At 38.1% G+C, this 20,828-nt stretch carries 14 protein-coding genes; 10 read left to right on the forward strand and 4 right to left on the reverse strand.

Annotation, left to right across the window (positions count from 1 at the left end; genetic code table 11):
- Nucleotides 1-40: 40 nt before the first annotated feature.
- The 5 genes from murQ (at nt 41) to H3Z82_RS07065 (ending at nt 8,024) form a co-directional block, all read left to right on the forward strand.
- On the forward strand, nt 41-865 hold the full coding sequence (gene murQ, locus H3Z82_RS07045; protein WP_182204153.1) for an N-acetylmuramic acid 6-phosphate etherase: 825 nt from the start codon (nt 41-43) through the stop codon (nt 863-865).
- The gene (locus H3Z82_RS07050) at nt 862-2,553 is read left to right on the forward strand and encodes a glycoside hydrolase family 3 protein (RefSeq protein WP_182204155.1); all 1,692 of its coding nucleotides are present in this window, start codon (nt 862-864) and stop codon (nt 2,551-2,553) included. Before murQ ends, H3Z82_RS07050 begins: the two co-directional genes overlap by 4 nt.
- A 31-nt stretch (nt 2,554-2,584) precedes the next feature.
- Nucleotides 2,585-4,054: a glycosyl hydrolase family 18 protein gene (locus H3Z82_RS07055; protein ID WP_182204158.1), complete on the forward strand. Its 1,470-nt coding sequence runs from the start codon at nt 2,585-2,587 to the stop codon at nt 4,052-4,054.
- A gap of 104 nt (nt 4,055-4,158) precedes the next feature.
- Nucleotides 4,159-5,376 carry an exo-beta-N-acetylmuramidase NamZ family protein gene (locus H3Z82_RS07060; protein WP_182204161.1) on the forward strand — a complete coding sequence of 406 codons (1,218 nt, stop codon included), beginning with the start codon at nt 4,159-4,161 and terminating at the stop codon, nt 5,374-5,376.
- A 128-nt stretch (nt 5,377-5,504) separates the two neighbouring features.
- Nucleotides 5,505-8,024 (forward strand): glycoside hydrolase family 9 protein, encoded by a 2,520-nt coding sequence (locus H3Z82_RS07065; RefSeq protein ID WP_182204163.1) that lies wholly within the window; start codon nt 5,505-5,507, stop codon nt 8,022-8,024.
- 73 nt (nt 8,025-8,097) lie between these two features.
- Here H3Z82_RS07065 and H3Z82_RS07070 read toward each other — a convergent pair whose 3' ends face one another.
- The 3 genes from H3Z82_RS07070 to H3Z82_RS07080 form a co-directional block, all read right to left on the reverse strand.
- Nucleotides 8,098-8,934: a universal stress protein gene (locus H3Z82_RS07070; RefSeq protein WP_182204165.1), complete on the reverse strand. Its 837-nt coding sequence runs from the start codon at nt 8,932-8,934 to the stop codon at nt 8,098-8,100.
- 326 nt (nt 8,935-9,260) lie between these two features.
- Nucleotides 9,261-10,172, reverse strand: a complete 912-nt coding sequence (locus H3Z82_RS07075; RefSeq protein WP_182204167.1) for a DUF6929 family protein — start codon at nt 10,170-10,172, stop codon at nt 9,261-9,263.
- Between the two features lie 204 nt (nt 10,173-10,376).
- Nucleotides 10,377-11,213 carry a universal stress protein gene (locus tag H3Z82_RS07080; RefSeq protein ID WP_182204169.1) on the reverse strand — a complete coding sequence of 279 codons (837 nt, stop codon included), beginning with the start codon at nt 11,211-11,213 and terminating at the stop codon, nt 10,377-10,379.
- Between the two features lie 840 nt (nt 11,214-12,053).
- Here H3Z82_RS07080 and H3Z82_RS07085 point away from each other — a divergent pair.
- Nucleotides 12,054-12,512 carry a DUF4168 domain-containing protein gene (locus H3Z82_RS07085; protein ID WP_182204172.1) on the forward strand — a complete coding sequence of 153 codons (459 nt, stop codon included), beginning with the start codon at nt 12,054-12,056 and terminating at the stop codon, nt 12,510-12,512.
- Nucleotides 12,513-12,673: 161 nt separating this feature from the next.
- Here H3Z82_RS07085 and H3Z82_RS07090 read toward each other — a convergent pair whose 3' ends face one another.
- The gene (locus tag H3Z82_RS07090; RefSeq protein ID WP_182204174.1) at nt 12,674-13,672 is read right to left on the reverse strand and encodes a metal-dependent hydrolase; all 999 of its coding nucleotides are present in this window, start codon (nt 13,670-13,672) and stop codon (nt 12,674-12,676) included.
- A gap of 381 nt (nt 13,673-14,053) precedes the next feature.
- Between H3Z82_RS07090 and H3Z82_RS07095 the strand changes: the two genes are divergently transcribed.
- From H3Z82_RS07095 to H3Z82_RS07110, 4 genes are all read left to right on the forward strand, one after another.
- The gene (locus H3Z82_RS07095) at nt 14,054-14,500 is read left to right on the forward strand and encodes a hypothetical protein (protein WP_182204176.1); all 447 of its coding nucleotides are present in this window, start codon (nt 14,054-14,056) and stop codon (nt 14,498-14,500) included.
- Nucleotides 14,501-14,825: 325 nt separating this feature from the next.
- Nucleotides 14,826-16,130 (forward strand): hypothetical protein, encoded by a 1,305-nt coding sequence (locus H3Z82_RS07100; RefSeq protein ID WP_182204178.1) that lies wholly within the window; start codon nt 14,826-14,828, stop codon nt 16,128-16,130.
- A gap of 181 nt (nt 16,131-16,311) precedes the next feature.
- Complete coding sequence (locus H3Z82_RS07105; protein ID WP_182204180.1) at nt 16,312-17,778, forward strand: T9SS type B sorting domain-containing protein; 1,467 nt, start codon at nt 16,312-16,314, stop codon at nt 17,776-17,778.
- 1 nt (nt 17,779) lies between these two features.
- Nucleotides 17,780-20,758 (forward strand): PorP/SprF family type IX secretion system membrane protein, encoded by a 2,979-nt coding sequence (locus H3Z82_RS07110; protein WP_235982394.1) that lies wholly within the window; start codon nt 17,780-17,782, stop codon nt 20,756-20,758.
- The last annotated feature ends 70 nt before the right edge of the window (nt 20,759-20,828 follow it).

A 20,828-nucleotide genomic window follows, 5' to 3' on the forward strand; every position in this document is an offset into this window, starting at 1 on the left:
ACGATATACTCAATAAGAAATTAAAATCACCTTAACTATTATGGAAAATAAATTAACCACTGAGCAGAGTTCTGCATATAACAATTTAGAAAAGATGGACACCTTTCAACTGCTTTCAAATATGAATACAGAAGATAAAACGGTTCCTGTTATCCTTGAAGAGGCCATCCCACAAATTGAACTATTGGTAGATACCATATATCATAAAATGAAAGATGGTGGCCGCTTGTTTTATATCGGTGCTGGTACCAGTGGCCGTTTGGGTATTTTGGATGCCTCTGAATGTCCACCAACGTTTGGTGTTCCGGATAACATGGTGATAGCACTCATTGCAGGGGGCGATGTGGCGATGAGAAAAGCAGTTGAAAATGCAGAGGATAATTCTGAATTGGGTTGGAAAGACCTGCAGGAATATAAGATAAGTAAAGATGACGTGCTCATTGGAATTGCGGCTTCAGGAACTACGCCTTACGTTATCGGCGCAGTTAAGGAAGCTAAAAAACAGGGTATAATTACCGGCTGCATAACTTGTAATAAAAACTCCCCGTTGGCCGCAGAGGTTGATTTTCCTGTCGAGTTGGTCGTAGGTCCAGAGTTTGTTACAGGTAGCACCAGAATGAAAGCCGGAACTGCCCAAAAGCTCGCTTTGAATATGATTTCTACTACAGTGATGATCAAATTGGGAAGGGTTAGAGGCAATAAAATGATAGATATGCAGCTGTCCAATAAGAAATTGGTGAATAGAGCAGTTCAAATGATCATGAACGAACTTCAGGTAGATGAAGAACTTGCAGATAAATTATTGGCCGAGCATAAAAATGTAAGAAGCGCTATTGACAGCTATAATTCCCTAAGAAAGAAATGAAAAAGTTTTTAACAATAATGGGCATTATGCTCTTCATGATAACCTCCTGCACAGAGGTCACTAATAAGCGTCCAGTCGAAATCGATGAACGGGCCCAATGGGTCGATAGTATTTATAGCGGCATGTCGCTTAAAGAAAAAGTGGGACAATTATTTATGGTCAGTGCGTATTCCAACAGAGATGATTCCCATACCGATTCTATTCATAAACTGATCAATGACTATCACTTAGGCGGACTTATCTTCTTTCAAGGAGGACCAATCCGACAAGCAACACAAACCAATCTCTACCAATCTGCTTCTAAAATTCCTTTATTTATAGGGATTGATGGTGAATGGGGGTTAAACATGCGCTTGGATAGTACATCAAGATATCCGTATAATATGACCTTAGGTGCGATAACTAATAATAAAATTATCAGAAAGATCGGAGAGCAAATTGGAAAGGATTGTAAGCGAATGGGCATTCATATCAATTTTGCGCCCGTGGTTGATATCAATACCAATTCGGAAAACCCTGTCATTGGCGTTCGTTCTTTTGGTGAAGACAAAGTTAATGTAACAGAAAAGGCTTGGGCATTTACCGACGGACTGCAAAGTGCTGGAGTTTTGGCCAGTGCCAAACATTTTCCGGGCCATGGCGATACAGCCTCTGACTCCCATAAAACACTACCAACGGTGGCGTTCACGAAAGAAAGATTGGACACGGTAGAACTCTATCCTTATAAAGAGTTATTCAATAAAGGGGTTGCAGGTGTTATGGTCGCCCATTTGAACGTGCCCAATTTAGAACGTCAAGAAGGATTACCTTCTTCATTGTCCTACCAAATAGTTACTGAATTGCTTAAAGAGCAACTGGGCTACGAGGGACTTATTTTTACCGATGCCTTAAATATGAAAGGTGTCGCTGACTATGGGCAGCCCGGTGATATCGATTTGGCGGCCTTTAAGGCAGGTAACGATGTGCTTCTCTTTACAGAGGACGCACCAAAAGCCATCTCAAGGATTATGGAAGCATATCAAGAAAAGGAGATCACGGAGCAACGTCTGGCTCATTCTGTAAAGAAAATTCTTAACGCAAAATACGATGTGGGTTTGAATGCTTATAAGCCTATTGAATTGGAAAACCTTGTTGAGGAGTTAAACCGAGATGTAAACCAAGAGTTATACCAAGAGGCCATAAGAAATGCTATTACACTTGTTAAAAATGAAGAGCAGTTATTGCCGCTGACTGAAAATGATCAGGAAAAAATTGCCTTTGTAAATTTGGGCAATGACACTGGCGATCTCTTTTTCGAAGCTTTGAAATTAAAAGGAAATGTGACTGATATCAAATATTCTTCATCGCGGAATTTGTTAAATAAACTGCGCAAGTTTGATAGGGTAATCATAGGATATCACAGAAAAAATAGTAGAATTACGAGAGCTATTTCAGCCGCCGATAAACGACTTATCGAAACCATTTCAAAAAACCACAAAACTATTCTAACCGTTTTTGCTAGTCAATACAGTTTAAAAGAGACCAATTTAAACAATGTGGAAAGTGTGCTTATTTCCTTTGAAAATTCAGAAGTGGCGAACAGGGCTACTGCTGAAATTATTTTTGGAGAATCAGAGGTAAATGGTGTTTTGCCTGCATCAATTTCCAAGGATTTTCCTGTTCAAATTGGAATTAATATTTCGCAGTAAACTATTAATAATTAACCTAAAACAATTAAACATGGAAAGAACTCTACACAACAAGCTCATCGTTTTATTGGCCTGTATGGCGATTCATACCATGTTTTCTCAGGAAATTATTCAGGTAGGTCCACACCAAATGCAAAAAGAAGAATTTGGTAAAGTTACGACAGATGCCACCCAACGAGATGCCAGTAAAACGGCTGAAGAGCTAATTGGTTTAAATGCTTCAAGAGCACCCGCATTGAGTAAAAAAGTATTTGGCTTTTTGCCATACTGGGAGCAGAGTTCTGGGGCTCATAACAATATTCGCTATGATTTATTGACCCATTTGGCCTGCTTTGATTTTTTGGTGCAATTGGATGCATCTATTGCTACACCTGCGGGATGGCCATGGACGGCTGAAATAAATGCTGCCCATGCACAAGGCGTTAAAGTTATAATGACTGTAGTTAATTTTGGCGGTGCCGATGGAGCAGATGCCGTGGTCTGGGAATTGATTACCAATCCAACCAAAAAAAATCTATTCTTCAATAATGTCAAAAACTTAATTGAAACCTACAATTTGGACGGCGTCAATATTGATTTTGAAGGAATGTCCTCCGCTCATCGGGGTGCAGAACTGAATGCATTCTTGTCTGATCTAACCACATATATCCATACCGAACTCCCAGGAAAGGAAGTTTCTTTTGATGGACCGGCTGTCAATTGGGGCGGATGGGATATAGAGGGTTTGGTCGATAGTGTAGATTATGTGGTCATTATGGCTTATGATTATACGTCTGCAAACAGTGCAAATTCAGGCCCAATTGCACCATTAACACACCATACTTCATGGAAACGTTCTATTAAGCGTACCATAGAGACAGGTACCTATGCCGTTCCAACGGCAAATACTCCTGAAAAATTGATTATGGCAGTTCCATACTACGGGCAACATTGGAAAACAGAGACCAACGTCTCCGAATCGGTAACCATATCGCATGTATCGTCCACACGTTATAGAAATACAGTAACGGAGGCAGATAGCCACGGTGGTTTTATATGGAATTCAGATTTTGAATATCCATGGTATAGATGGAACGACGGGGCCAATTGGAACCAAGTTTGGACCGATAACGAATTGAGCATCTCAAAAAAATTCGATTTGGCCATAGACAACAATTTAGGAGGTGTAGGGATGTGGGCCTTAAATTATGACGGAGGCCGACCAGAGCTTTGGGAATTGATCAATACTAAGTTTGGTGCAACGGCTTCTGTTGGTGATGCGAGTTTGAATCAGATTAAAGTCCATCCCAATCCGACTTCAGGTTATGTAAATATAACAAATACCAACGCTGTTAAATTCACTAAAATGGAACTGTTCAATATTATGGGCGCTTCTGTTTTAAAGATGACCTCTCATTTTGAAAATATAAACATGACGCCATTTGAAAACGGATTGTATTTTTTAGAAGTTGAAGATGATCAAGGTGCCCAAGCCACCTTCAAAATTTTAAAATCCAATTAGTTGATTATGAAAAGTTTGCGGCACATGAAAAAACGTATCAAATTTTAATAAATAAGACTACAATATCATTTTATTATTTACTCATAAATTAAAACTCGAATATTATGAAATATCTTTTTTTATGTTTTATTAGCCTTATAGCTTGTAATGAAACGACTAAGAAAAATCAAGTTAAAGAGGACAGCATGGTTGTTGCGGAAGTTGAAAAATTGGCAATTGTAACAGGAGCAAATCAAACCGATGTTTATCTTAAGCTTTTAGAGGGTAAGAATGTGGGTGTAGTGGCAAACCAAACCAGCGTTATTTTTAAGGATGAAAGCGAACAAAACCACACCCATCTTGTCGATTCCTTATTGGCATTGGACGTCAAGGTGACCAAAGTCTATTCACCTGAGCATGGTTTTCGTGGCACTGCGGATGCTGGCGAATATATAGAGGATGGCATTGATGAAAAAACAGGTTTGCCTATCTTTTCTCTTTATGGTAAAAATAGAAAGCCTCCGGTTGAATATTTAAAGGATATTGACGTGATGCTGTTTGATGTTCAGGATGTTGGCGTTCGTTTTTATACCTATATCTCCACACTTCATTATGTGATGGAAACTGCCGCAGAGCTTAATATTCCAGTCATTATTTTAGATCGTCCAAATCCTAATGGCCATTATATTGATGGTCCTATTTTGGAAAGCGAGGTTAAAAGTTTTGTGGGCATGCACCCAGTACCTATTGTATATGGAATGACCATTGGTGAATATGGAAAGATGATCAATGGCGAAAAATGGATGGAGAATGGCATTCAATGTGAACTTACGGTAATTCCGCTTAAAAACTACACTTACAATTCAGAATACGATTTGCCTATTAAGCCATCACCAAACCTTCCCAATGCCACATCCATCAATTTGTACCCGAGTGTTTGCTTTTTTGAAGGTACCACATTAAGCTGCGGACGGGGTACGGAAATGCAGTTTCAGGTTTTTGGGGCGCCATTTTTACCAAAAGACAAATTCGATTTCAGCTTTACACCGCAACCCAATTTTGGGGCAAAAACGCCAAAACATCAAGGAGAAGTGTGCTATGGAAGAGATTTAAGAAATGTGAAACGGCTTAATGAAGTCAAGTTGGATTGGCTGGTAGAGACATACAATGCTACACCAGATCAACAGACATTCTTTAATGATTTCTTTCCAAAGCTGGCTGGGACTAAAAAGCTGCAACAACAGATTGAAGAGGGAATGTCTATTGGAGACATCAGAGAAAGCTGGAAACCACGATTGGAGACTTTTGCAAAAACGAGAGAAAAATATTTGATATATAACTAACAAAAAAGAGAGATCTTATTATGAGAAGCTATCGATTGAGCATTCTGAAATTTAATAGTTCCAACCTATGTATTATGCTAAGTCTATAATCATAAGACGATCGGTTTGTTAAAATTAATTATAAAGACATGAAAAAATTATTATTTGTTGCAAGTCTTAGTTTTCTTCTAATTTCCGCTGTAGCGCAGCCATCTGTAGGAAAGCAGGTGGGAGTTTCCGTCATTCGGATCAATCAGTTGGGATATACACCAACCTCCATAAAAGTTGCGGTGTTTGGTGCCATTGAGCACGCCAAGATTGAGGTATTCACTCTTCATGACGCATTAACGGATAAAGTGGTTTTTCAATCGAAAAGACCAATTTCAAAAGGAGCTTACGGACCATTTAAATCGTCGTATCGTCTGAATTTTAGCGAATTTGAAACACCAGGGAAATACTATCTCATGGCTAACGGCATTAAATCGCCTGAATTCCGAATCAACACTGATGTTTATGACCATACCGCCGATTTTCTACTGGAATATATGCGTCAGCAACGTTGCGGCTATAATCCCTATTTGACGGCGTCATGTCATTTGGATGACGGCTATATTTTGTACAATCCAGGGAAGGAAGGAGAGCGAATTGATGTCACCGGTGGGTGGCATGATGCCTCCGATTATCTACAATACACCGCCACTTCAGCCAATGCAGTCTTCCAGTTGTTGTTTGCATATCGTGACAATCCAGAAGCGTTTGACGATGCCTATGACGCTGATGGACTACCAGGACCAAATGGGATTCCTGATATTATCGATGAAGCAAAATTTGGTATGGATTGGCTTAAAAAAATGAACCCATCCGACACAGAATATTATAACCAAATTGCCGATGATCGGGATCATTCTGGGTATCGCTTGCCCAATAAAGATTCGGTTGTCTATGACCCTAATCGTAAAGGGCGTCCTGTATATTTGGCAAGCGCTGAGAAACAAGGTGTTTTAAAATATAAGAATAGATCAACAGGGGTGGCCTCCACCGCAGGGAAGTTTGCATCGGCATTTGCTATTGGTGCCACAGTCTTAAAAGATTTTTATCCTGAATATACAAGGTATATGGGAAAACGCGCAGAAGAGGCTTATCGGTATGGCGAATTGCATCCAGGGGTAAGCCAAACCGCACCCGGACGCTCCCCTTATTTTTACGAAGAAGACAATTGGATTGATGATATGGAATTGGCGGCGAGTAGTCTTTATAAACTTACAGGTGATGAAAGGTTTAAAAAAAGTGCCCTGAAGTACGCTTCAGAAGAAAAAATAACACCTTGGATTGGCCGGGATACCATTTTACATTATCAGTATTATCCCTTCTTGAACGCTGGCCATCATGAATTGGCCACAGCACTTAAATCGGATGATCGAAAAGAAGTCACCTCTTATTATGCCAAGGGACTAAAGATGCTTCATGAGCGTGGCAAAGACAATCCGTTCTATATTGGAATTCCATTTGTTTGGTGCTCTAATAATTTTGTGACTGCCGCAGTTACACAGAGCAGACTATATTATAATCTTTCTGATGATGATACCTATCTTGAAATGGAAGCAGCACTGCGCGATTGGCTTTTTGGATGTAATATTTGGGGAACTTCCATGATTGTTGGGCTTCCTGCTGATGGCGATTCGCCTACAGATCCGCACTCATCACTTTATCTCTTGGAAGTTTATCAGACCAATGGCGGATTGATAGACGGTCCGGTTTACGCGTCTATTGCAAACAGCTTAATAGGTGTCGAGCTTCATGAGAAAGATGAATACGCGCAGTTTCAATCTGATTTGGTGGTATATCAGGATGATGTGGGAAGCTACTCTACCAACGAGCCAACAATGGATGGGACTGCTTCTTTGGTCTATTACCTATCATCCTTAGAAAGCGAAAGCATTAGAAATGGAAATAAAAAGAAACGATATACTTATGATTCGAGCGGTGCCATTGTTAGAGGAGACAGATCTGCAAAGAAAATCAGTTTACTGTTTTCAGGTGATGAATACGCCGATGGTGCGGAAGAAATATTAAGAGTTTTGGAGAAGCATAACATAAAAGCTTCTTTCTTTCTTACTGGAAATTTTTATAGAAACGAAAATTTTGCGCCATTCATCAAAAATGCGAAGACATCGGGGCACTATCTCGGTGCACATTCCGATAAGCATTTGCTGTATAACGATTGGACAGAAGAAAAGAAACTATTGGTGAGCCAAGATGAATTTAAGAACGATTTAAAAGCGAATTATGACGAAATGGAAAAGTATGGCATACAGAAAGATGATGCTCCTTACTTTTTACCTCCGTTTGAATGGAACGATCATATCATCACTCAGTGGGCAGATCAAATGAGTATTCAAATAATCAACTATAGTCCAGGTACAATTTCGCACGCAGACTATACCACTCCAGAGATGGAGAATTATAGATCTTCTGAAGCAATTGTAAATTCTATCCTTAATTTGGAGGAAACAGATGGATTAAATGGATTTTTACTTTTGTCGCATATCGGAACACATCCTGATAGAACAGATAAGTTTTATAACAAGCTTGATGAGTTAATTACCACTTTGAAAGCAGATGGATACGAATTTGATACCTTGGTCAGAAACTTGAGTTTGAAAAATTAAATAAAAAAATCCCAGTTGGACTTACTAACAACTGGGATTCCCTTCAATTGACCTATCTTTGGTTATGACGAAATCAGCTTTGATGTGGAATCACCATAAAAGGAATCGGCGAATGATATCCTAATTTCTTAATAACAGGCTCATTGAGTACATATTCGAGGAAGCTATGCGTATAGTTTATCATGGTAATGAGCTTGATATTGTTTTCTTCAATAAAAGCAGAAATAATTTCCTCTTTAGTCCCTATTTCAGGAATCCAATGTATATTATGCGGTTGATCTTTAAGATGTTGGGTGAGTGCATTTAAATTGTTCTGTTGCTTCTCAGTTAGATCATCAGGACCGCTAATATGTAAGATTTCGAGATCGGACTTTTGCAACTTCGCTAAACTTAGGAGCGGACGAATTTCATCACCATAAGGTCGTTTAAAATCGGTAGCGAATGCCATGCGGTCAGTTGTAGCATACTCATAATTATAGGGCACTAATAAAACAGGGCAAAGTTTAACTTTCTTGATCACGTTTACACTATTGCTGCCAAGCAGAAGCTCTTTAGCTCCCGTAGCACCCTTAGTGCCCATGACAACAAGATCTATGGCATTGTCCTGTATGGCAGTTTTGATGGATGCAGTAAGGTAATCTTCACTAAAAATTGATTCAAATTTGTGTTCAGAATTAGGACTTACAAATTTTGCGCGCTCTTTTAAAGTTTCTAACTGTTCTTTAGAAGTGTTTTGTAGTTGGTCTATATAACTTGGCGAAATATAGGTTCTGGATCCTGTATTCACAAATGTCCAAGCGTGCGAAAAATAAAAGGTACAAGGTACCTTGGCGTATAATCTTATGGCATAAAGTGCGGCACTCCATGCGTTCTCTGAAAAATCTGTCGGTAGTAAAATATGATGTCTCATAATTATTATCAATTTAATCTTATAGTGTAAACATAATAGATAATACCCACAAATACCATGATTTTTGTCATCTCTCGGTTTTGATTTGAGTTAGTAGAGCAGGGGTGGTGACAGCAAAATAGTCCTATCAGCTTATTCTCAGAAGGTTAAATCTTTAGACAGTTTTATTCCCGCCAAATGGTTTTAATACTCCCAAATTTGCTCGATCCAAGATATAACTCCTTATTCACGCTTTGGTGGACTTGACCGTCCGTGCTGGTCGGATGGAGCCCGAGTTTCTTGATTTCCATGGAGAGCATAGCTATACTTTGAATCTCTGAAAATCCTTATTGATATTTATGCTGATCCTTATCTAAGATCATTCGTAATCTTAATATTTCAGATGGTGCTCCATCGTTGTCCGTTACAAGGACCAATTCAGTTTCAGTATCGGATATCACTTTATCAATAATTACAGATTCCACTTTTAAGGGACTTTCTGGATTGGGAATCTGTTGAAATACATGGTCATTGTCAAGCTGTCCGTTCTTCATTTTTATAATGCCTAGATAACTGCCTAAAATATCGCCGTCATCATAAGCATTGGGCGTATCTTCAACAGAAGCCGTAAAAATGAGATAAGGTTGGTCTTGAAACGAAGTGGCTCCTGAAAAACCTGCTTGCAAACCCTTGATTTTAGGTAAAGAAAATAAGTGAGTCTTAGGAATAGGGAAGGACGACTTTGTTTTACAATAAGCTAAAAATTCACGAAGTGAAAAGCTAAATATAATATTTCGACCTCTGTTAAAAAGATATAGTAAGTCTCCAACCCTGGCGAGAGCTTCAATATCAAGTTCATAGCCCTGCATGATATCCATCTCTCTTATATGGTCATAAAATAAAGAGATGTCATATTCCTGATAGGAAGCTTCGTCTCCAATTTCAATCAATACACAAACATCGCGTTCAGGCGATTTAGATCCAGAACCAAAAACAAGAATTTCAGTGGTACTGATCATTTCCATCGCCTCAAAATCAGGTTTGTTGATTTTTGGAATTATAGTTCCTTCTAACTTTTCAGAGGAAAAAATCGGAGTTTTTGAAACCAGATCGAAATTCTTACCCAGGTGAAATAAATACGGAGAATCATCACCTATCACATAGTAACCATCTTTAAATTTTACAATCCCAGAGGCGCTTGGTATGTCTTCCAAGATCTGCCAACTCAATATTTCAATGTGTAACTTGAGATGCTGCAAGGACTTGTTTGTTTAACGATAGAATTATGGTGAAATCGATAAAAACTGGATAATCGGTAAAATAAAATGGTCTATTGAAATTATTTAACGGCAACCTTCAAAACAGGCACTTTAAATAAATGTATCTTGATAGTGGAACTAATGACAAATTCAATTTATAAGCTTTGAAATTAGAAGGATTCTCCTTTTAAAAAATAAAGGCGTTTAGTCTTTACGTGGAATCACCAAAAATGGAATTTTAGACTTAAACCCTAATTTCTTTATGATAGGTTCTTTGATGATGTTTTCGATAAAACTATGCTCATAATTGATCATAGTCAGGATTTTGACATTGTTTTCTTTAATGAAATCAGATATTACATCGGCTTTTGCACGATTACTTGGTAGCCAATTAAAAGTGTGTGCATAGTCTTTTAAATGTGTCTTCAACCGTTCAAAATTTTCGTTTTGTGTTTCGGTTAATCCATCCTTGCTTTTGATGTGCAGGACGTTAATAGTAGCCTTGGTCATATCGGCTAATTGTGTTATTGGCAATAGATCTTCGCCAAAAAACCTACTGAAGTCAGAAGGGAAAGCAATTTGGTCCGGTTTCACAAATTCACACTTTGTTGGCACAAGCATTATAGGGCACAACCTTACTTTGTTAATAACGGAAACAGTATTGCTTCCAAGAATATACTTTTTGGCACCTGTAGCACCTTTAGTACCCATAAAAACCAAATTGATGTTGTGCTTTTTAATAGATACTTCTATACATTCTTCCAAAGAGCCGACCGTATAAATTGTTTCAAACTTATGTTCAGGATTTGTACTTTCTTTCTCAGCACGCGCTTTGACCTCAGCTAATTGTTCTTTCGATTTCTCAATTAGTGGATCTATATAACTCTGAGAAATATGGGTCCGAGCACCTGAATTTAGAAAAGTCCAGGCGTAGGAAAAATAAAACGTACAAGGCTCATCAGCGTACAAACTTAGAGCGTAACGTGCCGCGCTCCATGCATTATCTGAAAAATCTGTTGGTATTAAAATATGCTGTCTCATGCTGTTGTTTATTTATCCGACTGAACTGAAAATACATTTTTACTAGTAATGCAAAACTAAGGCTTTATCTGAATATATAAAAGGCTTTATCTCTATATATAACATGATTAATAGCGGCTTACGAAGGAGGTTACGAAAATATAAGAAAATGGTGATCATACCATTGGTTTTATCATAAGACTTTGAACGGCTTGAGTCTTTTCTTACAACAGAAGACCCTGTTGCCAAAAGGTGCTTGTTGTAAGATAATTAAAATAACTCTAAACGATTTTATGTCTTTATTTTACTAAGATTCTATAGTGGGTGCATTGTAAAAGCCTAAAGATTTATCATTGCTCTTTTGACTTCCATAAGATTTAGTTACTGATATTGAGACGATATTAGTTTTCAAATAAAACGTAATGAGCGTTATGTGCTCAAAAATACTGAGCTGAAAGAATTGGATTTGTAATGGAGGTTAACATTGAAAAGGCAATAGCAGGTGGGTGGTAAGCAATGATAGGTGGTATTAATGAAAATGATTTTAAATCCTAGATATTGCGTAACAATCTCTGAACAGCTATTTATGCCTGATTTTGTGCTCTGTCATCACGGAACTATCCTCTTGGAAGGGTATGGACCAAAAAACTGATAGCATAGATTAAAGGTTCACGACGAGACTATTCAATTGGCTTATTTTTTAAGAGATCATTATTGAATTTTTAAGTTCTGCTTTACTATTGTCATTTCTTAAATAAACTATAATATGTTCCGAGAAACTATAAATTAAAGTTAAGACGTTGGTTTTCTTTGCTCAAAAAAGCGATTGCCTGTAAGTTTGAAAAACTTTAAAATATAATTATGTTCAAATCAGTAAAAGTCAAGAGTTTATTTTTATTTGCAGCACTAATTGGATCGCTGACATTATCTGCGCAAGAGCAAAATGTTTCTGATTCAGATTTAAACCAGTTTGCCGATGCCTATATTAAGGTACAAATGCAGAATCAAGTAGCTCAACAAGAAATGATGACCATCATAGAAAACGAAGGTTTAGCGGTAGAGCGTTTTAGCGCCATCCAAGAAGCAGCGATTGATCCGAATAAAGAGTCGGATGCAACGGCTGAAGAAATGAAAAAACATGCCAGTGCCATGTCAAAAATGGAAAAACTGCAGCCTGAATTGGAGCAAAAAGCAGTTGACGAGATAGAGTCTGCTGGTATTTCTATAGATCGCTATAAATCATTGGCTACGGCCATTCAGAAAGAAAGAAGTCTTCAAGAAAGACTTCAGGCAATTTTGATGGAGCGCCAAGGGAATTGATTTTTAGTTCCTTAATAAAATAGAAAAGAAGGTCACATCGACCTTCTTTTTTTTATGTTAAACATGAATGGTGTGAAAATATCTAAGTGCTGCCAAATGAGAGTTTGGTAAAGGATTTAACCAAATGATCTTAACAAGATCTATGAGACCCATTTCAATGTCTAATTCCCTTTGATACGTGTCCATAAGTCGCCCATCAATTTCTTACCATCGCGCGGACTTTTTTCCTGTTCTACAAAACAGACTTCACCATGGTCATTACGCACAACTTCATACTGAAACACGAAGTTCTGGGCTCCGGCGTCCATACTTAATAATCCAAATCTCAAATCGTTGAATAAAAGTTTGTCGTCCTTATTAATAATGGTGTACCAACCTTTTGAGATGTTAATCATACGTTGAACCTTTTCGGTGTTTACTAGATCTCCCAATAGCTCATGATTCTTTTTATAGGTTTGAAAAGCTATCGGCTGGCTGTCAAAAAATGAATAATAAGCCAAAAGATAAGCATCATCGGTCTCTATATTGGCACTCCAAAGAATGGTGTTGAGTGGAGAAGGTCGGACATCAATTTGCTTGTAGGCTATCTGTTGGTCCTCCAAAGCCGATTTAAACTTGGTAAATGCCACCGATTTCAATACTAATGTCAATGCCAAATAAGATGAACTCACAATTAGGCCTATATTGTTATAAATACGACGTTTCCGAGAGGTTCGTTTTTGAAACATTGTCAAAATTAAAAACACTAAAAAAGGTAAGGTGTAAAGCGGGTCAATCACAAAAATACTCTTAAACGCAAGTCTGGTGTCCAATGGCCAAAACAATTGAGTGCCCCAAGTTGTAAAAGCATCTAAAAGCGGATGGGTAAAGAATGCCCAGAAAAATAACCAAGACCATCCCTTAATATCCTTATATGATTCGTAGCGGGTAACAATCCAAGCGAAAATAGGTGCGAAAATTACCGAAAACACAATGGAATGCGTAAAGCCTCTATGTATTTCTAGTGCTGTAACGGTATCGGTAAAATGCGATGAAAAAACATCCAAGTCGGGTATAGTGCCAGCAATAGCACCATAGAGCATGGCTTTATTGCCCACTTTTTTTCCTAAAACAGCCTCGCCAACGGCGGCACCTAATATAATTTGTGTAAGTGAATCCATAAACTTGGCAAAAATAACCCAAAAATTAGATTAAACCATCGTAGGAATAAAAGAGTGCGTGACACACTATAATAGATTGCACCTAAAGCGATTTTTAAGCTATGGATAGCCTTGATGCAAATGATAACCTCTTAAATAGTGTTCGTATAGCTCTCTAAGCATCTTGATTAAGAAACATTTAAAGTCGCCCTCATCCTTATCAAACCCATGTCGTTTAATTGAGAATACCAGCTATTGACTGCAGTATAATTTTAAATGAAGAAACTATATTTCAGTCAATTGCAATTTTTATTAATTTAATAAGCCAAAATAATCGACCAAACGCTTGTTTTTTTCGTTTAATTGCATAAATTTGCTTCGACAACCCCTAAAATCTCAATTATGAAAACTAAACTTACTTTACTTTGTATGGTATTTTTACTAATGACAAGCTACGGTTTTGCCCAAAAAGAGCCTCAAAGTATCATTACAGGAAAAGTGTCCATTGCAAAGTATCACGATCGTTCTGAATTGGATCAATTGCCAAAAGGAGATCTTTTAACCTTGTATAATGAACGTATTGAAGTTATAGTTAAAATTTTACCCAATATCGCTTTTGCCACAAAACCTGGTGTGACGATGTCATCTTTAGGAATTCCTGATACGAAGGATAATCGGAAAGCGCTAGAGGAAAATGTTAAAGCCGTTAATACTTATTTTGACAGTACAATGTCTTTCCAGAACAAAGTTTTGCCGTACTCTGATAAAACTAATTTAATATCAGCGATCTTATTTTATGAGGAAACCTTGAAATCACTTCATACTTATAGTGAGTTCAACCAATATTAATTAGCGCTGACCTTCTATAGTCATAATCATTTTTAACAACTCGGTTATTAATTCGAAAATCATAGAATTTTCTAAGGGATTTTTCATGGATTTTGAGTCCCTTTTATAAGGGTACTTAAGGCTCAAATAATCGATCATCACGCTAATAATATTAACAATTTTTTTGTAGGTATTTTCTGTGTATTGATTTTAAATGTAGGAAAAGTTAGACATTTTGAAATTAAATTATGCATTTCATCGACTTTATTTGTATTTCATAGGATTTATATATATGTTTGAATCCAATAGTTAAAGAATCCTAAATCTATTACTAATTCCATTATTTATGAAAATCTTTACTCCAACTATATGTTTATTTCTTTTGATTGTGAGCAGCACTTTTGCTCAGCAGGAAAAAGGAATTATTGGCAAGAATAACTGGCTGAGCAATTGGACAGAATTTAGGCCCAATCAAGTAGAGCATGGTGAACCTACGCAAATCTTAAGCGGAAATATTACCCAAGACACCAAACTTGTTAAACGTGATACCTATCTATTATTAGGGAGTGTATTTGTTACCGATAGTACCACGCTTACCATTGAACCAGGAACCGTGATCATAGGCGACTTTAAAACTAATGGTGCGCTAATCATCACAAGAGGTTCTAAAATTATAGCCGAAGGGATGGAAACTGACCCTATAGTTTTTACTTCCAATAGAGGTGTGAAGAAAGAAGGTGATTGGGGAGGTGTTTTTATTTTAGGAGATGCTCCAATTAATAAGTTCGGTAATGCTTCTTCAGTAAATTACGGTTTGCGCCCATCTGCTTTTGAAAACATTAGTTATGGAGGTGATAATACCTACAGCGATTCTGGTGTTTTTAAATACGTAAGAATTGAGTATGCCGGAAGACGGACAAGAGATTATGGATACTTCAATTCGTTAACCTTAGCTGGAGTTGGCAGCAATACAGTAATAGAAAATGTGATGGTAAGTTATTCTGATGGTAATTCCTTCAACATTATAGGTGGCGAAGTGAATTTAGAAAAACTGGTGTCCTTCAGAACTAAGAGCAACGACTATGAATTTAATTTTGGCACGCAAAGTACTATTAGAAATTCTTTGGCCATAAGGTCTCCTTATGTATCTGGATCAGATGGCTCACGTGCCATGTATATAGCGTCTTACGATAAGAAAGATGAAGTGGACTTTAGTAAGAAAGGCACTTCGGTACATGCTGAAAACTTAACTTTAATCAGTGTTAGTGAGAATTTAGAAGCAGATATAAAGGTCGGTTTGGTTAAAGAAGCACTGTATATCTCTGAAGATGCTGATTTGGACATTCGCAAAAGCGTGATATCAGGATTTAATCCAGCGGTTATTATTAACGATAAAGTTAAGGTAAACGCTGAAAATTTAGACCGCTTAAAGTTTAGTGATATGTATTTCAATAATTGTAATGGAAACATTTTTACTGAAAATGATTCAAATAATGCCGATTTAGAAAATTGGTATGGTAACAGCGTCTTTTTTAATGTGTATTCAAAAGGAAATGATACCGAGACCTTTATTGATGTTAACAACAATAGACGTCCCGATTTTAGACTCCGCATTAACAAGATTATTGCATCAAATGACAGAGAAGATTAACCTGAGAGTTTTGTAGTTAGAAATATGACCCCAAATCATTACACGCTTTCCATCTTAAACACTTGTCAGTTATCTGGCAAGTTTTCCTGATATAAGACAGTGGTATTGAAATTTAGTAAGGCATTCTTTCTGCAAATAGCACTTAAGAATAACAAAACAGATAATTACTAATACACCCTGAATGCATAAAACTACTACTCTAAAAAGCTATTTTTTTGTACTTGGTATTTTTGTTCTGCTCTTATTATCTGGACAAATAAACGCCCAGGTCGTAATTGGTACACCTAATCTCGGTTATACTCGAGCATGTGCTAGTGATGCTTTCAATAGCTACAATGTAACCTTTGTATTTTCTCCCGAATCTGAACTCAGTTCAACCAATCAATTCTCGATTGAAATGTCTGATGCGACTGGGAATTTCTCAAATAGCACAGTAGTATTCACTTCAGAGCCTGGAGCCGTGACTACATCTCCAGCCACATTAAACTTTTCTATACCTGAAACCACAGCAGGCGAGGCGTACAGGATCAGAATTAAAAGCTCAGGACCCGTAGCAAGCAGTTCAAATTCTGTGGCTTTTGCCGCGTATTATAAACTTCAGGACAGTCCGTTTACGATCAATAATTTGGTGTCTTCTGGGGCCTTTTGTAGCGGTGGAAGTTATTTGCTGACAATAGATAATCCAGGAAACGGGTCTAATGATTCACCACTAAATTACCCTTCACTCACCTATAAATGGTATAGAGAAACGAGTCCAACAACTTCTGTGTATGTGGGAGATGGGTCTTCTTTATCTGTGAGCCAAGCAGGTACTTATTTTGTGAAAACCAATTATGGCACTTGTACGTCAAGTTCGTTCTCCAATCGGGTAAAGATAAGTGAAGCCACTTCAGGTGAAGCAGATGCGGCGATAGTATCAAGTTTAGGAAATCCGTATTGCCCAGCCGAGGGCATGACCACATTAAGTACCCTTGGGGGTGTAAGCTACCAATGGTTTAAAGATGGTATTGCCATAGCGGATGCTACCAATCAAATGTATCAAACCAACGAATCTGGCACCTTTTCAGTCAAAGTTGATTTAGGTAGTTGTACGGCGTCTGGATCCATTGATTTAGAAAGCACAGACTTTGAGAGTGCAATAGATGTGGATGACACTAATATTATGGAGCAGGGCGATAAACTATGGGCTATCGTAACCACCACTGCGAACAATCCAAAATTTGAATGGTTTTTTAATGACGTCCTTATTTCAGGAGCTCAGGGCGATGAGTATGAGGCTACCTCTTTTGGAGAATATAAAGTAAAGGTTACACAAACCTCTGGATGTATGGTCTATGTAGAGCATAGGTTTTCTATAAGTGAAGCGCTGGAACCTTTCCCAGAGGTAGAACATATTCCAAATTTGATCAGTCCAAACGGTGATGGCATTAACGACACCTGGATCATTCCTACAAAATATGTGAGCGGTACCAATACTGAAGTGATAATTATGACAAATCAAGGCAAGGTGGTGCTTCAAACTAAAGACTATTTGAACAATTGGCCTCAAACTTCTTTGAATTTGAACAGTATTAACCAAGTCTATTATTACGTCATCATCACTGAAGATCAGCAAACCAAAAAAGGTTCCATTACCGTAGTGAAATAATATGAAACAGACGTTCCTAAATAGCAATCATATAAGAAAAGGTCTCTCGGGAATGTTCCAAGTGTACATCAATAAATACGTATGGCATAGCCCAATGAAAACTTTTTTGCTGACCATAATATGTAGTTTCTGTTCCATCCAGATGTTCTATTCCCAAGAGGAAGATGGCGTCGTCTCGCTTAGTATACCTGTAAGAAACTCATTAACCTACAATAGATACACAATCAATCCAACCTTTAGTTTTGTTAGAGAACAAAATAGATATATCAGTGTTTATAATAAGCGGGAGTGGGTTCAGTTTGATGATGCGCCACAAACCTATTTAGCAGGCTATTATGGTAGGTTTGCAGAAAATATTGGCGCAGGTGTGGGCGTGTTTCAACAAGATTATGGTGTGCTTACTACATTTGGTGGACTATTGAATTTTGCCTATAACGTGAGATTGAAACGGGATAGTAATTTGACTTTCGGTTTAAATTTGGGCGTTTATAAAAGTGGCATAAATACAGGACGGGTGGTCACTAATTTTTCTGACCCATCTCTTGAGCATGTCCCATCACATCTTTTACTTACTGTAAACCCAGGCATTAACTACGGTACTAAGTTTTTGGATTTTGGCGCGTCTATCAATAACCTGATACTTTATAATGTGCAAGCCTCAGAACTTCTGAATGACGATCCACGTCAAACGCTTCAGGCACATATTATGTACACGGGTTATATATATAGTGGTGGCTTTTTTGATGAGTCAAAATTCTCTGGATTGTTGAGGTCTGAATTTGGTGAAGAGGATACTTCAATTTCAGGCATTGCTATGTTGACCGTGCCTAAGGGAATTTGGGCACAAGTAGGTTATAATACGGTTTACGGCGCATCGGCCGGTTTAGGGCTTAATATTACGAAACAAATTGCCATTGAATACAATTTCGAAAAAGCCTTAGGCGATCTGACCCACTTTGGACCATCGCATGAAATAACCCTAGCTTTCAAACTTAACAACAATTCTTATTATGATTACAGTGCCGAAGATGAAATGTCTGCACTTATCAATTCAGATAATAAACGTGTCTTAGCCTCAAGCAAGCCTAGGATGGATGCTGAAACACGAGCGCAGCTATTGGCAGAGTCGTCCGCCAGAAGAGAGGAAGTGAGAGAAAGAGCAAAAGAAAGAGCAGAAACCCGTGCACAGATTACGGCTGAAAACAGGGCCAGAATTGAACGTCAGTCAGAGGCAAGATTAGCGGCAGAAAACAAGGCCAAACAAGAAGAGCAAGAACGCGCCGTTGCAAACCCAACTCTGGTAGAAAATGCAAAATCTGAAACAATTGCTACAACTGGAAGCGGTGAAAATCAACCAACAGAAACTGACGAGAGCTTAGACGCGCAAAATAAAGCAAAATCTGAAAGCAATGTTCTAACCAAACGAGATGCAGAGGCACAAGCAGCACTAGCGGCTCAAGAAAAATCCAAAGCGGAGGCTAAAGCCAGAGCTGACGCGCAGGCAAGACTCGCTGCTGAAGCAAAAGCATACAATGAAGCAAAAGAACGATTAGCGGCCGAGACGAAAGCTAAAGCAGACGCTGAGGCTAAAGCCAGAGCGGAGGCACAGGCAAGACTTGCTGCTGAAGCCAAAGAAGCCAAAGAAGCACAAGAGAGATTGGCCGCCCAAACGAAGGCCAAAGAGGAAGCAGAGGCTAAATTAGCAGCGGAGGCTAAAGCTAGAGCAGAAGCACAGGCAAGACTCGCTGCTGAAGCAAAAGCTGCGAAAGAAGCACAAGAGAGATTGGCCGCCCAAGCGAAAGCCAAAGAAGAAGCAGAGGCTAAGTTGGCAGCAGAAGCCAAAGCTAAAGCTGATGCGGCAGCAGCAAAAGCTAAACAAGGGGCTGAAGCCCAGTTGGCGTTGGAAACAAAAGCGAGGCTTGAAGCTGAACAAACTGCAAAATTAGCTGCAGAAGAAAAGGCGAAGCAAGAAGCAAAAGCAGCTCAAGCAGCAGCCATGGCTGAATCAAAAGCTAAACAGGAAGCTGAGGCTTTAGCCAAGCTTGAAGCGGAAAATGCAGCACTTGCAGAAGAAACTGAAAAAGAACAAGAGGCTGTAGTGAATCCAACAGATGCTTTAGGTATTTCAATGAAATCTCTTGCTGATATGACGGAGGCTTCAAAAAGCACTCAAGATGAATTATTGGCCAGATTCGATGCAATGGTGGTTAGTAAAAATCAAGATCTCAAGGATTTGAAAGAAGAAAACGATTTGAGAGAGCAAGGAATTTTCAGTGCACCAAAACCCTTTAAGAGTATTACTGAAGAAAACAATGTCCTTCAAGCTATTCGATCAGATTTAGATAATATGATAGACGTCAATACTGAAAGAATTAAGGAGCTGGAAGATTTATATGCGGAGCGTATTAAGGTACCGACACTTAAAAATGATGAGGTCACCTTGTATTATCAAAAGACAATTAAAACATTAAAGGCCGAACAAGCACGGGCCATTCAGACCAGAACTCAATTGAGTACCACCTTAAAAGGTATTAATGAGGCTACAGAATTTGAGAGAAAGCGGAGAATTAAACGTGCTGCTTTTAACAATGAAGAAGATAGATATGCGCAAGATAGAGCCACATTGACGAGAATTAAAGAAAATACACCGCTGAGCCCAGTTCCTTTAAAAGCTGAAGATTTTAATTTTGGTGAAGAACAAGGCAATAATATTCAAATTATTAAAAATGTTAAGAATGTTGAAAGTGGTTATTATGTTGTTGTTGCTGTTCATAATGATGCTGTCAGTAGAGACGAATTTTTAACCAAAGCAGTCGCTGCAGGTCAGTCTAATATCGATTTCTTCTACGATGTCAACACGAGTAGATATTTTATTTACTATAAAAAACTGGATAGTATAAGTGCAGCAAGTGAAGAAATGAAAACTAAAGGAAACCAACCTTATAACGGAAAAATGTCAATTATTAAAATAGAGAACTAAAAAGAATAAAAGCCCCCTCGTTTTTTTCAATGCCCCTTGACAAAAACGAACCATCCAAATCTACCAAAAT

Source organism: Gelidibacter maritimus, from assembly GCF_014062315.1.
Lineage (GTDB): Bacteria > Bacteroidota > Bacteroidia > Flavobacteriales > Flavobacteriaceae > Gelidibacter > Gelidibacter maritimus.